General features: G+C 69.4%; 16 protein-coding genes and 1 pseudogene. 10 read left to right on the forward strand and 7 right to left on the reverse strand.

All coding sequences use genetic code 11. The features are described 5' to 3' along the window. Positions 1 to 110: 110 nt before the first annotated feature. Positions 111 to 644, reverse strand: coding sequence for an inorganic diphosphatase (locus EXE52_RS07965; RefSeq protein WP_049931373.1), 534 nt, complete (start codon positions 642 to 644; stop codon positions 111 to 113). A 353-nt stretch (positions 645 to 997) separates the two neighbouring features. Between EXE52_RS07965 and EXE52_RS07970 the strand changes: the two genes are divergently transcribed. Further along, a complete protein-coding gene (locus EXE52_RS07970) occupies positions 998 to 1,348 on the forward strand; it encodes a PadR family transcriptional regulator (protein WP_049931372.1) in 351 nt (116 codons plus the stop codon). Between the two features lie 105 nt (positions 1,349 to 1,453). Here the strand turns inward: EXE52_RS07970 and EXE52_RS07975 are convergent, their stop codons facing one another. Continuing rightward, complete coding sequence (locus tag EXE52_RS07975; RefSeq protein ID WP_233125179.1) at positions 1,454 to 2,230, reverse strand: hypothetical protein; 777 nt, start codon at positions 2,228 to 2,230, stop codon at positions 1,454 to 1,456. Continuing rightward, positions 2,217 to 2,813, reverse strand: a complete 597-nt coding sequence (gene rnhA / locus EXE52_RS07980; protein WP_049931370.1) for a ribonuclease HI — start codon at positions 2,811 to 2,813, stop codon at positions 2,217 to 2,219. The genes EXE52_RS07975 and rnhA overlap by 14 nt, the downstream gene beginning before the upstream one ends. A 112-nt stretch (positions 2,814 to 2,925) precedes the next feature. On the opposite strand from rnhA, the gene EXE52_RS07985 reads away from it, so the two are divergent. The 6 genes from EXE52_RS07985 (at position 2,926) to EXE52_RS08010 (ending at position 7,453) form a co-directional block, all read left to right on the forward strand. Beyond that, positions 2,926 to 3,351, forward strand: coding sequence for a pterin operon protein (locus EXE52_RS07985; RefSeq protein WP_137703607.1), 426 nt, complete (start codon positions 2,926 to 2,928; stop codon positions 3,349 to 3,351). Positions 3,352 to 3,381: 30 nt separating this feature from the next. Further along, positions 3,382 to 3,720 (forward strand): hypothetical protein, encoded by a 339-nt coding sequence (locus EXE52_RS07990; RefSeq protein ID WP_137703608.1) that lies wholly within the window; start codon positions 3,382 to 3,384, stop codon positions 3,718 to 3,720. A 30-nt stretch (positions 3,721 to 3,750) separates the two neighbouring features. Beyond that, positions 3,751 to 4,746 carry a transcription initiation factor IIB family protein gene (locus tag EXE52_RS07995; protein WP_086216067.1) on the forward strand — a complete coding sequence of 332 codons (996 nt, stop codon included), beginning with the start codon at positions 3,751 to 3,753 and terminating at the stop codon, positions 4,744 to 4,746. Between the two features lie 51 nt (positions 4,747 to 4,797). Further along, entirely contained in the window at positions 4,798 to 5,724 is a 927-nt protein-coding gene (locus EXE52_RS08000) for a hypothetical protein (RefSeq protein ID WP_137703609.1), read from the forward strand. A gap of 65 nt (positions 5,725 to 5,789) precedes the next feature. Further along, complete coding sequence (gene nreA, locus EXE52_RS08005; protein ID WP_086216069.1) at positions 5,790 to 7,115, forward strand: DNA repair protein NreA; 1,326 nt, start codon at positions 5,790 to 5,792, stop codon at positions 7,113 to 7,115. A 62-nt stretch (positions 7,116 to 7,177) separates the two neighbouring features. Next, positions 7,178 to 7,453: a preprotein translocase subunit TatA gene (locus EXE52_RS08010; protein ID WP_049931364.1), complete on the forward strand. Its 276-nt coding sequence runs from the start codon at positions 7,178 to 7,180 to the stop codon at positions 7,451 to 7,453. 37 nt (positions 7,454 to 7,490) lie between these two features. Here EXE52_RS08010 and EXE52_RS08015 read toward each other — a convergent pair whose 3' ends face one another. Then, positions 7,491 to 7,787 (reverse strand): rubredoxin-like domain-containing protein, encoded by a 297-nt coding sequence (locus EXE52_RS08015; protein ID WP_089308066.1) that lies wholly within the window; start codon positions 7,785 to 7,787, stop codon positions 7,491 to 7,493. Positions 7,788 to 7,957: 170 nt separating this feature from the next. Continuing rightward, the gene (locus EXE52_RS08020; RefSeq protein ID WP_089308067.1) at positions 7,958 to 8,956 is read right to left on the reverse strand and encodes a radical SAM protein; all 999 of its coding nucleotides are present in this window, start codon (positions 8,954 to 8,956) and stop codon (positions 7,958 to 7,960) included. A gap of 125 nt (positions 8,957 to 9,081) precedes the next feature. Between EXE52_RS08020 and EXE52_RS08025 the strand changes: the two are divergent. Beyond that, a pseudogene (locus tag EXE52_RS08025) lies at positions 9,082 to 9,804 on the forward strand (DUF6517 family protein). Positions 9,805 to 9,895: 91 nt separating this feature from the next. Continuing rightward, complete coding sequence (locus EXE52_RS08030; RefSeq protein WP_049931361.1) at positions 9,896 to 11,005, forward strand: DUF373 family protein; 1,110 nt, start codon at positions 9,896 to 9,898, stop codon at positions 11,003 to 11,005. Positions 11,006 to 11,056: 51 nt separating this feature from the next. Here EXE52_RS08030 and EXE52_RS08035 read toward each other — a convergent pair whose 3' ends face one another. Further along, positions 11,057 to 11,239 carry a hypothetical protein gene (locus EXE52_RS08035; RefSeq protein ID WP_049931360.1) on the reverse strand — a complete coding sequence of 61 codons (183 nt, stop codon included), beginning with the start codon at positions 11,237 to 11,239 and terminating at the stop codon, positions 11,057 to 11,059. Between the two features lie 101 nt (positions 11,240 to 11,340). Continuing rightward, positions 11,341 to 12,444 carry a hypothetical protein gene (locus EXE52_RS08040; RefSeq protein WP_137703610.1) on the reverse strand — a complete coding sequence of 368 codons (1,104 nt, stop codon included), beginning with the start codon at positions 12,442 to 12,444 and terminating at the stop codon, positions 11,341 to 11,343. Positions 12,445 to 12,700: 256 nt separating this feature from the next. Here EXE52_RS08040 and EXE52_RS08045 point away from each other — a divergent pair, with 256 nt between their 5' ends. Continuing rightward, positions 12,701 to 14,509: a response regulator gene (locus EXE52_RS08045; RefSeq protein ID WP_158413993.1), complete on the forward strand. Its 1,809-nt coding sequence runs from the start codon at positions 12,701 to 12,703 to the stop codon at positions 14,507 to 14,509. The last annotated feature ends 39 nt before the right edge of the window (positions 14,510 to 14,548 follow it).

Below are 14,548 nucleotides of genomic sequence, written 5' to 3' on the forward strand. Positions count from 1 at the left end.
GTGGTGGCGCTCATGGCTCTATTAGATGCTAGGCGAACGACACCCTAAAAATTACCCATAGGCATAACGCATCCGTGTGCGGACGTCGGATGCGCTACAGTTATACAGCGTTACGCGATCTGTTCGTCGTACAGGTCCTGCGCGTGTTCGATGGCGTCCTTCGCGGCCTGTTTGTCCTCCCAGCCGAGCGTTTCGACCTCCTTGCCGGCCTCGAGGTTCTTGTAGGTCGCGAAGAACTCGTCTATCTCGTCGAGGGTCTGCTGGGGGATGTCGTCGAGGTCCTCGATGTGGTCGAATCGGGGGTCCTCGGTCGGCACCGCGATCACCTTGTCGTCCTGCTCGCCGTCGTCGTCCATCTTCATCAGCGCGACGGGGCGGGCCTCAACGACGCAGCCGGGGAACGTCTGGTCCTCGACGAGCACCATCACGTCGAAGGGGTCCTCGTCGTCGTAGTACGACTGCGGGATGAAGCCGTAATCGTACGGGTAGTGGACGTTCGAGTGGAGCACCCGGTCTAAGACGACGCCGGGAATGTCCTTGTCGTACTCGTACTTGTTCCGCTCGCCTTTGAGGCACTCGACGACGGCGTAGATCTCGTCCGGCGCGTTCGGTCCCGTCTCGAGATCTTCCCAGAGGTTGGCCATGTGCCTGATGATGGGTGGATGTCGGGCAAAGTCCTTTCGGGATCGCACGGGCGCACGCCGTCCGAAGCCGTCCGGAGTCGTCATCGGCGGATCGGGCATCACCGGCCCGGAGCGGGCCGAGCGCCGGATTTGGGGGTTTCGATCGGACGCCGAACACCAATTCTGGCTGACGGATCGTCGGCGTACCAGCGGACGCGGAATCGATCGGTCGAACGCCCCGAGCCGCCGGATCGAACGCGCATCCGCCGAGAGAGCGCGCCTACCGACGCACTCGGATAAATCCGGGAAGTGACGCATCGCAATGATAGTGACTGTTGAGAAGGATTATAAGTTCGAGCGCCCTCCCTACTACCATGTCAGAGGCACAATCAGTCCCTGATGAGTCGACAGCCGCGAGCGATCTCACCGCGTTCCAGCAGAACATCCTCAGTATCCTGGCCGAGGAGCCCATGTACGGTCTCGCCATCAAGCGGGAGCTCGAGGCGTACTACGGCTCCGAAGTGAACCACGGTCGCCTGTACCCCAACCTCGACGACCTCGTCGACCACGGGCTCGTCGAGAAGAGCGAACTCGACAAGCGGACGAACCAGTACGAGCTCACCGACGCGGGCCACGACGTCGTCCTCGACCAGATCGAGTGGGTCCTCGACCGGTTCGTCACCGACGAGGAACGCGCAGACGAGGTCCGGGCGCTGCTCGAGTAACGAGATCCGGACGCGACGCCGGCGCGACGAGCGGCACCGAACACCGAACGAACATTTTGGCACACGGCGCGGCGAAAGCCGCGTTCTCTTTCCGCTGAGTCGCCGCTACGTCGAATGGTCGTCTCCGCGACCGCCGGCCTCGTCGCCGCCGTCAGCGCCGTCGGGATCGGCGGCGCCCGCGTCCGCGGCGGGACCGTCGACCCCGGCCGCGACCGACTCGATCACCGACAGCGACTCGTCGACCGCGGCGAGCTGCTCGTCGGTCGGCCAGCCGTTGCGGACCAGATACTCCTCTCGGAACTCGGTACGCATCGCCGGCGTGGCGTCGTCGACGGGCCGGACGTAGTGGTTGCTCATGAACGCCGCGAACGTCTCGGCGGTCCGGGCGTGGACGTCCGCCTCCCGCTCGGCGACGGCCTCGGCGACCGCCTCGTTGTACGCGGCCACCTCGCGGTAGCGGTCGGCGTCGCCGGGGCCGGACAGCGACACTTCGACGGCGCGCTCGGTGTCCTCGACGCGGTCGAGCTGGACGGTCCCGTCGTCCATCCACTCGTCGGGGTACAACACGAGCGCGTCGTCCTCGTCGCGGACGCGCGCGGTGTAGCCGTACTCGGCAGCGAGGGCGTCGCGCCGCTCCCGGTACTGGTCGGCCGCCTGCTCGATCTCCGGCGTCGGCTCCGCGGACTCGGCCTCGCGGGCGAGCCGCGTGAGCCGCTCCGCCTCGTCGACCGCCTCGACCGGGACGTCCGGGACGCGCTCGTCGTCGGGTTCGGGCGTTTCCGCGGTCGCGGAGTCGTCCGCCCCCTCGCCCGCCGCCGCGTCCATCATCTCCCGCGCGCGCTCCTTCGCCCACTCCGGCGGTTCGTCGTCAGTTCGCGTCATCGAGTGCCTCGTTCGCCAGATCGTCGGCGCGTTCGTTTATCTCCCGCGGTACGTGCGCGATCGACCACCGGTCGAACCGCTCCAGCAGCTCCCGGGCCCGGACGCGACGCTCGCGGAGTTCCGGGTCGTTGGTGTTCCACTCGCCGCGGACCTGCCTGACGATCAGCTCCGAGTCGCCGCGGACGTCGATCGCGTCGAAGCCGTACTCGTCTGCCGCCTCCAGCGCACGGACCAGCGCGGCGTACTCGGCCTGGTTGTTCGTCGCGCGGCCGATCGGCTCGCCGCCCTCGGCGACGACCCCGTCGGACGTGACCAGACACCAGCCGACCGCGGCCGGACCGGGGTTGCCGCGGGAGGCGCCGTCGAAGTAGACGTGCGCGCGCCCGCCGCCGTCGCGCAACAGGGCGGTCAGGCGGGTGGGGTCGCTCCCCTGGACGACGACCTTGTCGTCGTACGCGACCGCGACGGCCCCGTCGCGGTCGGCGCGCCACCGCTCGTGTGGCGTGTTGCCCTCGTCGATCCGAACGCCCGCGTCGGCGAGGCGCTCGCGCGCGGCGGCCGGGTCGCAGTCGATCGTCGGCATTCGGCCGGACTCCGCGCTCGCCGGACAAAGGGCTGTCCGTCCGCCACTGAAAAAAAGCCCGAACGAATGAGGCGCAGCCAACACGGGCGGTGCGTCCCTCGATCACGACGCGATGACCGCGTCGAACGTCGAGTCGAACCTGCTGGCGTCGCTCGACGCCGTTCGAGAGCGGTGCGGCACCGTCGTCGTCACCTGTTGCTACCGGTGCGCGACCGGGTCCGAGTTCGGCGGCGAGTGGCGCGGCGTGCCGGTTGGGCCGCTCCTCGACGGGGCGCCGCCGGACACGACCCACCTCCGCGTCGAGTCCGCGGAGGGGTACCGCGCGCACGTCGCGGTGCGAGAGGCGCTCGACGCCGTCGTCGCGACGGAGCGCCTCGACGGCCCGGCGGACGGCCTCCCGCGGCTCGTCGGCCCGGGATTCGACAGTTCGCAGGCCGTCAGGGACCTCGCGGCGCTCGCGCCGGTCGCGCTCCCGCCCGACGCCGACCCCGTGCCGGGGACCGTGGGCGGAGACGGATCGGAGCCGGGCGGCGAGTGAAACGCGAGGGCATAGACCGGGTACCGACGCATGAGTCCCGCGACGCGAGACGCTGGCGCGACGGACGGGTCCGCGGCCGGAGAGTCGCGGGCGGCCAACGACGCGCGGGGAACCGACCGCCCCCTCCCGACCGTCGTCGGCGTCGCGGGCCCGCGCGGGTCGGGGAAGACGTCGCTGATAGAGCGACTCGTCGACGCGTTCGCCGCGGTCCGCGAGGCGGTCGACGCGGTCGATCCGCCGGAGTCGCTTGACCGACTGGACGGGCCGGGGGGCGAACCCGCGGCGTCCAGGGGGCGTTCCGACGAATCCGCGTCCGACTGGACGTCGCACGAAGGTGTGCCAACGACCCACACGGTAACGAACTTTTAAGTTAAACGGATTGGATAGCATATAAATGCGATGACACGGCCCACCCGGCAACGGGATCACGACCGGCAGCGCGTGGGGGACGAGGACGCCGAGGAAGACGAGATCGACGTCGAGGCGATCGAAGACGTCGACGAACTGGACCCCGAGGACTTCGATCCGGAGGATCTCACTCGGACGGCCGACGGGGAGCTGATACACGAGGAGACGGGGATGATCATCGAAGACGAGCAGATCGATCCCGGCCCGGAGTGGCGCGCGTTCAACCACTCGGAGCGGCAGGAGAAGTCGCGCGTCGGCGCCCCGACGACGAAGACGATGCACGACAAGGGGCTGACGACGACGATCGACTGGAAGGACAAGGACGCGTACGGGCGCTCTATCTCGTCGAAGAAGCGCTCGCAGATGCACCGACTGCGAAAGTGGCAGGAGCGAATTCGAACCAAGGACGCGGGCGAGCGCAACCTCCAGTTCGCGCTCTCGGAGATCGACCGCATGGCGAGCGCGCTCGGCGTCCCGCGCTCGGTGCGGGAGGTCGCCTCGGTCATCTATCGACGCGCGCTCAACGAGGACCTCATCCGCGGCCGCTCCATCGAGGGCGTCTCCACCGCCGCCCTCTACGCCGCCTGCCGCAAGGAGGGCATCCCCCGGAGCTTGGAGGAGATTTCTGAGGTGTCTCGTGTCGACCGAAAGGAGATCGGCCGGACGTACCGCTACATCTCCCAGGAGCTCGGGCTGGAGATGCGGCCGGTCGACCCGAAGAAGTACGTCCCGCGGTTCTCCTCGGAGCTGGAGCTGAGCGAGGAGGTCCAGTCGAAGGCGAACGAGATCATCGAGACGACCGCCGAGCAGGGGCTGCTCTCCGGAAAGTCCCCCACCGGCTACGCCGCCGCCGCCATCTACGCCGCGTCGCTGCTCTGTAACGAGAAGAAGACCCAGCGCGAGGTCGCCGACGTGGCGCAGGTCACCGAGGTCACCATCCGGAATCGGTACCAAGAGCAGATCGAGGCGATGGGGATCCACAGCTAACGGCCCCGCGGAAGCGGCACGGTTTTTCTCCTCGACGTTCAATCGCGAGACATGCTGGTCTGCGGAACCCACCGCGGACTGTATCGGCTCGACGGACCGCACGACGACCCGACGCGGACGGCCGAGTGCGGCCGCGTCCACGAGGTCGCACCGAGCGGCGACGCGCGGCTCGCCGCGACCGCGGACGGGCTGTTCCGGTCGCCGGACGGCGAGAACTGGCGACCGCTCGACGGCCCGGACGACCCCGTCTCCGTGCTCGCCGGCCCCGAGACCGTGTTGGTCGGGACCGGCGACGCCGACGTGCTGCGCGCGCGACCGGCGACCGACGGGTGGCGCTTCGACCCGGTCGGCGACCTCGGCGCGCACCCGCACGGCGACCGCTGGCGGGACCGCGCGCCGAGCGGGGCGCCGAGCGTCAGGACGCTGGCCGTCCACCCGGACGACGGCGTCCTCGCGGGGTTAGAGCCCGGCGGCGTCTACGTGTTCGCTGGCGACTTCTGGCGGCGGTACGGGGAGGGCGTCCACGACGACATCCACGACCTGCGCGTGCTCGGTGACGGGAGCGTGGTCGCCGCCACCGGGAACGGGCTCTATCGGACGGACGGCGGCGACCGGTGGTACCGGCTCGATACCGACTTCCGCGACTTCTGGGCGAACTACTTCCGGGAGTCGGTCGTCCACGACGGTCGCCTCTACGCCAGTGCGAACCGCTGGGGACCGGAGGCGCCCGCGGGCGTAACCCTCTCGGCGGCCGCGGGCGACCCTGCGTTCGACGCCGTCGCCGATCCGTTGCCCGCCGCCGATCCGGCGTTCGCGATCTCCTGGGCGGTCGTCGACGGGGCGCTCGTCGGCGGGACGATGCGGGTCGACGAGGACGGGTTCGCGCCCGAGGCGTCGGCCCCGCTGATCCGCCGCGAGGGCGACGAGTGGATCCTCGGAGCCGAACTCCCGGCCGGCGTCACGTCGCTCTCGACCTGACCGTCCCGCGCCGCGGGGCCGCGGCGGCGACACCGTCAAGTCCGACTCGCCCCTACGGTCGGCGAATGCGGCTCGACGAGTTCATCGAGTATGAGGCGAACGAGCGGGCCGAGCGGCGGCGCCTCGCGAGCGAGAAGGACTACGGCATCCTCGATCACCTCGACTCCTTCGAGCGGCGCTTCGACGAGCACGTCTCCGACGACGCCGTCGTCGGGAGCGTCTCGCCGTCGATCTTCGTCGGCCGCGCCGACTACCCGAACGTCTCGACCGGCCTGCTCTCGCCGGTCGGCCGCGAGGAGCGGGCCGAGGCGTTCGAGACCTCCGCCGCGTGGTACGAGGAGGGCGTCTCCATCTCTGACGTGTTCGACCGTCGGACGAGCCTGCTCAACTCGACGCGGGGGGTCGACGTGGCGGACGCGGGGGCGAGCGGCGGGGTGAAGTCGGTCGGCGAGGGCGGACCGGCCGAGAGCGTTCACGACGCGTGGGACGGTTGGCTGGGCGTCCAGCGCGAGATCGCCATCGCGGACCGGCCGGTCGACGTGGAAATCGGGCTCGACGGCCGGCCGGACCTCGACTTCGAGGTCGGCACGGAAGACATCAAGACGCCGACCGGGCCGCGCGCGGCGGCGCGCACGGCCGACCTCGGCGAGAACCCGCACGTCCCGCGGCCGGTGAAGAAGACGCTCGAAGACGACGACTGGCGCGCGGAGGGGGCGATGACGTACCTCTACCGCCGCGGGTTCGACGTGTACGAGATCAACACGATCCTCTCGGCGGGGGCGCTCGGGCGCGGCGAGAACCGTCGGCTCGTCCCGACGCGCTGGTCGATCACGGCCGTCGACGACACGGTCGGCCAGTTCCTCCGCGGGTCGATCCGCGACAACCCGACGGTCGACCGGATCGAGGTCCACCGCAACGAGTACCTCGGCAACGCCTTCTGGGTGATCTTGGTGCCGGGGCGGTGGGAGTACGAGCTCGTCGAGATGAAGTCGCCCGGGTCGATCTGGAACCCGGACCCCGAAGCGGGGGTGTACCTCGCGGCCGCGAGCGAGGGCCGCGAGGGACGGACCGGCTACGTCGAGGAGACGGCGGGCGCATACTACGCGGCACGGCTGGGCGTCTTGGAACACCTCGACGACCGCGGCCGGCAGGCGAAGGCGCTCGTCGTGCGCCACGTCTCCGACGACTACTGGGGTCCGGTCGGCGTGTGGCAGGTGCGCGAGGCCGTCCGCGACGCCTTCGAGGGGGAGCGGGGGACGGCGGAGACGTTCGGCGAGGCGGTCCGCGGCGTCGCCGACCACCTGCCCGTCTCGCTCGGCCGGCTCCGCCGAAAGTCGACGCTGGCGGCGGGGCTACAGGCGAACCTCGCGGACTTCGTCGACGCGGAGTGAACCGGCGGGCGAAGGGCCCTCGCCGCCGATCCGTTTTAGTCGCGGGCCCGAGTGGGCGGCGTATGGTCCCTCTCGCCCTCGCGTTCGGCGGCGTCCCCGGCGGTCCGGAGCTGGTGATCGTCCTGATAATCGCCGTCCTCCTGTTCGGGGTCCCCCTCGTTCTCGTCGGGGGTGCGGTGCTCTACCTCACGACTCGGTCTGACGACGGGTCCGAGGACGGTGCGTCCGGAGCGGGAGGGCCCGACGCCGAGCGGATCGCGGAGCTGGAAGCGGAGGTCGAGCGGCTCCGAGAGAAGGTGGATGACGGGGCGCACGAGGAGGAGGGCGAGCGGGCCTGAGCGGCGCCGCCGCGTCGACGCACTCGCGGCGCGTCGATCAGTCCTCTGCCCAGTAGTACAGTTGCTCGCGCGGCGCGTCACAGTTCGGGCAGTTCGCCGGGAGCTGGTCGCCGATCTCACCCATCTCGCCGCACTCCCAACAGCGCCACATCACGTACGCGGTGCCGAACACGTCCCTGGCGTCGGTGAGCGCCAGCGTGTCGGTGCTCGACGGCGACGCGACGTAGAAGCCGTCGTCGTCGACGCCGCGGATCGACCCGAGCCGCTCGCCGTCCTCGTTGTACACCGCCTGTCCGATGCTCACGTCGGCGAATACGGGTTCGTCCGAGGCCATACGCGGCAATAAGTGCCGGTAGTACATAAGTGTGGTACCAAATGTCACGAAGCGTAGCGAGGAGAGTGGCGGCGAGGGGGCCGGAGCGCGGCCTCGGAGTCGGGACCGGCGGGACAAGCGATTCGACCGGAACAGGAGGTGCGACGGGGGTGGGGAGTCGGCGGAACCGGTCAGGCGACCGGCGTGCGCTCGACGACGGTCCCGTCGACGGTCGGGTACTGTTCGACGATCTCGCCTTCGTCGAGGTCGCCGTCCTCGATCATCTCCTTGAGGAGCCACCACGCGACCTCGACGTGGTTCGACTTGACGGTGTAGAACTCCTCGGGCACGCCGAGCGCCTCGAACCGCTCGGGGTCGGCGAACGCCTTCCCGTAGACGAGCGTCCCGTCGTCGGTCACCTCGTCGAACTCGCGGCGGATGTTCTTCGCCATCCGCTTGAGGCGGTTGCGGTGTTGGGCGGCGTCTTTGAACACCGACGTACAGAAGTACACCTTCTCGTGGCTCGCCATCTCTTCGAGGATGGCGTCGTCCTTCGACCCCTCGACGGCGGACATGTGGCCCTCCTGTAGTTCGAAGCCCTCCTCTTGCATCCGGCGGTAGTTCCCGTCGGACATCTCGAACTCGTTGATGTTACAGAACTCGGCGGCGCCCTCGTCTAAGAACTCCAAGAACTCCGGCTCCGCGCGGATGCCGGGGATCTCGAAGGCGGGGGTGAGCCCCTCCTCGCGGGCGATGTGGAGGATCTCCTCCCACTCGGTGCCGTGCATGTCGCCCCACATCTCCAGCGGCGGGTGGAAGCGGATCTCGTCGAGGCCGGCCTCCGAGAGGCGGCGCATGTTCTCGCGGCCGCCCGTGATGCCCGTGTAGAGGTGGGTGTGGTGGTCCTCACCGAACTCGTCTTTCAGCAGTTCGAGGTACCGGGTCGTCTTCGCCATCGCCTCCTGCGGTTCGCCGCCGGTGATCGAGGTGCCGAGCGCGCTCATACGCTTGGCCTCCTCGATCACGTCGGAGTCGGACTCGACCTTCCGCTCGTTGGCGTACACGTCGGTGACGTTCTTCCGGTTCTCTCCGAGGGGGCAGTAGAAGCAGTCCCGCTGGTCGCAGTAGCCGTAGACGAAAAGCACCATCTTCCCGCCCTTGGCGCACTGTTCGCAGCCCTTGGAGATCATCTACCCTATCCTACCGGCCGCGGCCTCAAAAAGCGTCCGAACCGCGCGCTCCCGAGAGAGCCGTTGGCACGGCGGAGCGGCACCGAACACAAAGTATGTACCCCCGCATGGTGTCAGTAGCGGCCATGAACCGGAACCCGAACGCCGAGAACGCCGCGGAGAACAGTAACGCGAGCGACGCGGTCACCCGTTGCCGGGCGCTCGCGGCCGGCGGTGCGGTCGGCCTCGCAAGCCTCGCCGGCTGTACCGCGCTCGACGTCGCGACCGGCGACGGGCCCGCGGAGTTCGCCGCCGTCACCGCGACGGTGGCCGACGCGACGCTCTCGGAGAGCGGGTACGAGCTCAACGAGGTGTCCGACGAGACGATCTCCCGAGAGGTCGAGGCGGCCGGACAGACCCGAGAGGTCCGGGTGACGAACACCGTCGCGGAGTAGGACAAGGCGGTCGAACTGCTCGGCGAGCGCTACCAGGCCGCCGTGTTCGCCGCGGTGACGACGCCGCAGATAGAGGTCCTCGGCCGGGCGCTCAACCCGATCGCGGAGATGGGAACCCGCGAGCGCGCCGAGCTCATCTTGAGCCGCTTCGAGAACGTCGGCGACTTGGAGCGCGGCTCGGAGTACTCGACGAGCGTCCTCGACACCGACACGGCGGTCGTCGTGTACACGGTCGACGCGGAGATCGAGGGGACGGGCGTGACCACCGAGCTGGAGCTCCACATCGGCGAACCGGTCGGCGTCGAGGACGACTTCGTCCTCCCGCTGGCGGCGTACCCGGCCGCGTTCAGCGACGGCGAGAACGTCCGCCGGATGATGAACGGGGTCGAACACGAGCCGACCGACGAGAGCTGACGGCGAGGCGACGCAGTCGGCGGATCGCGTACGACGCGGAGGGGCGACGCGAGCCGAAAACATATGTCGTCCCCTCGCGTAGCCCCGTTCGATGCTGCTCGTCCTCTGCGTCGACCTCGACGACGACCTCGGCCGCAAGACGGGGATCCCCACGCCCGTCATCGGCGACGAGGACGTCACCGAGGCCGCGGTCGCGCTCGCGACCGCCGACCCCGAGGACTCCGACGTCAACGTCCTCTTCCAAGGCGTCAACGTCCACGATGAGCTGGCCGCCGACGGCGAGGCCGTCGAGGTCGCCGCCGTCACCGGCGTCGACGGTCCCGACGTGAAGGCGAACCGCGCGGTCGGCCAGGAGGTCGACCGCGTGCTCGCCGAGCTGTCGACCAGCGAGGAGGTCTCCGCGGTCGTGATCACCGACGGCGCACAAGACGAGTCGGTCCTCCCCGTGATCCGGTCGCGGATGCCGATCGACGGGATGCGGCGCGTTGTCGTCAGACAGGCGCAGGACCTCGAGTCGCTGTACTACACGATCAAGCAGGTCCTCGCCGACCCGGAGACCCGCGGCACGATCCTCATTCCACTCGGCGTCCTGCTGTTGATCTACCCGCTCGTCGTGGTCGCGAACCTCTTCGACGTGGCGGGGGCGGCCGTGCTGGGGATCCTCTCCGGCGCGGTGGGGCTCTACTCGCTGTTCCGCGGGCTGGGGCTCGAAGACAGCGTTGACGGCGCCGCGGAGAGCGTCCGGAACGTCCTCTACACCGGCCGCGTGACCCTCGTCACCTACGTCGTCGCGCTCGCGCTGGTCGTCGTCGGCGGCGTACAGGGAGTCGAGACCGTCGACGCCGTCGGCGGGGTTCAGGGGAGCTCGCTCGCCGCCGGCACCACCCTCGCCGCGTTCGTCCACGGCTTCGTCCAGTGGCTCGGCGTCGCGGGCGTCACCTCCAGCCTCGGGCAGATCACCGACGAGTACCTCGCCGGCCGGTTCCGGTGGCGCTACCTCAACGCCCCCTTCTACGTGGTCTCCATCGCCGTCGTGCTGTTCGCGGTGTCGGGGTTCTTCCTCCCGGACGCGCCGGGCGTGACGGCGCTCGGGCTCTCGGAGTTGGCGATGGCGCTCGCGGCGGGGACGCTCATCGGCGTGTTGAGCACGCTCGCGTTCGCGGTCGCCGAGTCACAACTCCCGTCGGCCGAACCGGTGTGATGCCGCCACGGCGGCGCCGAGGGCGAGCCGCGGCGCCCGCCGTCGGACAGGTCAGGCCGGGGCGGTCTGCCAGCCGATGAATCGGTCGAATCCGTACGTGAACCCGAGGGACAGCGCGGCGAACACGACCCAGCGAAACACGTCGAACGCGCCGGTAAACGCGAGGACGTTGAAGACATACGAGAGCGACGCTCCGACGAATCCGGCGACGAGGAGGGTACGGCGGTCGTCCATGGGGTCCGCTCGACGCTCCGCAAGTTAGCTCTTCTGTCGGGAAACCGCCCCGACCCGACCGTCTCTCGGTGTCGCCAGCGCGCTCGCGACGACGTGGCAGACTATCGCGGCGTCCAATCGTCGCAGGCTTCCATGTCGTCCATCAGCTCGTCGTAGTGGCCGCAGTAGGGGCGCATCCCGTCGTCGGTCCGGACGTAGTCGAACTCCGCGCAGTTGCCGCAGTAGGCGTCTCCGGGCCCGTCACGCGCCGCGGGAGAGCCGGGCGCGGGCGCGGACTCCGGCGTGGTCGGGGACTCCGGCCCGTCCGTCGGCCCCGCGTCGTCCAGCGGCGAGGTGATGTCGCTGTCGGCGCTGCCGCCGTCGCTCACGCCCGGCGACCCGGGGATGGAGCGACCGCTCGCCCCGGAGCGCCCCCCGCTACTCGTTCGTCCCGGACGGTCCGACCGCTCGGCGCCGCTCGGCGCTCCCGCTCCGTCGCTGTTCGGCGTTCCCGCTCCGCCCGACCGGTCGGTGCCGCGCGGCGTTCCGGACGAGTTCCCTCCAGAAGGCGGGCTCGAACGCGACGGCGCGGCGCCCGGGGAGTCACTCTCGGCGTCGTCGGGGCGGTTCGTCTGCGTCTCGATCTCGCCGTCGGGGGTCCCGCCGAGGAGGCCGACGCCGCCGCGGCTCCCGAGCTGGTCGCGGGAGACCTCGACGACCTTCGTCTCGCCCTTGTGGGTCACCTCCATCGTGACGGTGCCGCCGGGGTCGTTGCGGGTCTTGAAGTTGGCGACGCCGACGAAAACGCTCCACAGCGTCGTCGCGGCGCCGAGGAAGTAGACGCCGGCGGTGGGGAGGGTGAGGTCGGTCAGCTCTGGGCGCGGGCCGCCAACCCACTGCTGGGGGTACGCGTGCGCGAACAGCGCCACGCCGAGGCACATGACGGCCGCGCCGACGACGGCCGCGGCGTAGGTGTTGCGGTCGGCCGGGAGGACCGCCATCACGCCGAGCAACACGAGGGGAACGCCGACGCCGCCGAGGATTCCGCCGAGCTGCCGGGCCGCGCCGGAGCTGTAGCCCGCCGGCACCGCCACCTCCGCCGCCACGAGGATGCCCGCGACGACGAGCAGCGCGCCCGCGGCGAACGCCCCCACGCCGAGGTACAGCCGTCGCGGGTCGACCCCGGAGCGCCCCCGTCCGCCGTACGCCTCCGAGAGACTGGTCATGGGCGGGGTACGTCGTCCACCCTGAAAACAGTACGTCAGACGATCACCCGCGGAAGCGGGCGAGGGCGCGGGGCGCACATGCGGGCGACCGACGGCGGCGACCGCTCGCGGATCCGGCCCCCGTGTAGAGCGCGCGGTCGGGCGTCGAGCGTGGATCGATACGCGACCGCCGGATAGGCGGGGTATCGGCGACTGAACGTGTGAAATGCGAGTGTTGCCACCGGATTTATCACCTCCAGACGCGATCATTCGTCAATTGGTAGCACAGATGGAGCCGATAACCGAACCGATCCGCGTCCTGTACGTCGACGACGAGCCGGAGTTCGCAGAGATGGCTGCGACCTTTCTCGAACGCGAAGACGACCGGTTCGACGTCGAGATCGTACCGAGCGGGACCGAGGGATCAGCGAGGCTTGCCGACGAGGCGTTCGACTGTGTGATATCCGATTACGAGATGCCGGGCCGGAACGGGATCGAGTTCCTCCAGGCCGTCCGCGACGATCACCCCGACCTCCCGTTCATTCTCCACACCGGCAAGGGAAGCGAGGAGGTCGCCAGCGACGCGATCTCGGCCGGCGTCACCGATTACATTCAGAAGAAGGGGAACGCCGATCAGTACGCGCTCCTCGCCAACCGGATCCTGAACGCCGTCGAGGCGCATCGATCGCGGCGTATCGCGGCAGAGCGAACGCGGCGGTTAGAGACGCTCATCGGCAACCTTCCGGGGATGGTCTACCGATGTCGGAACGAACCGGAGTGGCCGATGGAGACCGTCAGGGGCGAAGTTGAGGCCCTCACCGGATACAGCGCCGGCGCGATCGAAGGCGACGGCGGGGTCGTCTGGGGCGACGACATCCTTCACCCGGACGACAGAGAGGAGATGTGGGCGACCGTCCAAGCGGAACTCTCCGCGGGCGACACCTTCGAGGTCACCTACCGTATCATCACCGAGGGCGGCGAGACGAAGTGGATGTGGGAGCGCGGACGGGGCGTGTACGCGGACGACGGCGAACTGGACGCCTTGGAGGGGTTCATCACCGACATCACCGAGCGGAAACAGCGTGAACAGGAACTCGCGAAGAGCGAGTCTCGGTACCGGACGCTCGCGGAGAACTTTCCGAACGGCGCCGTCTTCTACGTCGACGGCGAGTTTCGGTATGAGATCGTCTCCGGAGGTGGCTTCGACCCGCTCGACACCGCCCCCGACGACATCGTGGGTCACAGCGTCTCCGAGGTCGAACGGTTCTCCGAGGAGCTCGTTGAGACGATCGAGGCGATCCACGAGGCGACGCTGGCCGGACGGTCCGAGCGCGTCGAGGTGCCGTACGAGGATCGGGTCTTCGAGATACGCACGGCGCCGGTGCGCGAGGACGGCGACGTCGTCGCCGGGTTACACATCGCGCGGGACATCACCGAGCGGCGGGAACGCGAGGAAGAGCTACAGCGACAGAACGAGCGCTTAGAGAAGTTTGCGAAGGTCGTCAGCCACGACCTCCGGAACCCGCTGAACGTGGTCGAAGGGCGGCTCGAACTGGCCCGAGCCGAGTGCGACAGCGACCAGCTCGTCGAGGCCGAGAGTGCGCTCGAACGCGGTCAGGCGCTCGTCGACGACCTGTTGTCGTTGGCGCGCGAGGGAAAGGTCGTCACCGAGGCCGAGCCCGTTCTCCTGAAGCCGATAGTCGAGCAGTGCTGGGCGAGCGTCGAAACCGCCGACGCGACGCTGAACGTCGACGCTGACCAAGCGGTGATGGCCGACCGGAGCCGGCTGAAGCAGCTCCTCGAGAACCTGATCCGGAACGCGGTCGACCACGTCGGTCCGGAGGTGACGGTCGAGGTCGGGCGCCTCGCGGACGGGTTCTACGTCGCGGACGACGGTCCCGGAATCGTCGCAAACGACCAGGAAACAGTGTTCGAGTCGGGGTATTCGACGGTGCCGGACAACACCGGGTTCGGGCTGGCGATCGTCGACGAAATCGCGGACGCGCACGGGTGGGACGTGACCGTCACCGAGAGCGCGTCCGGCGGCGCGCGGTTCGAGATCACCGAGGTCCAGTTCGACACGTAGACCCGGCGTCGCGGGCGCTCGGGCGGGCGTCCGAGAGCC

Source organism: Halorubrum sp. CGM4_25_10-8A (genome assembly GCF_005435025.1).
GTDB classification, from domain to species: Archaea; Halobacteriota; Halobacteria; order Halobacteriales; family Haloferacaceae; genus Halorubrum; species Halorubrum ezzemoulense.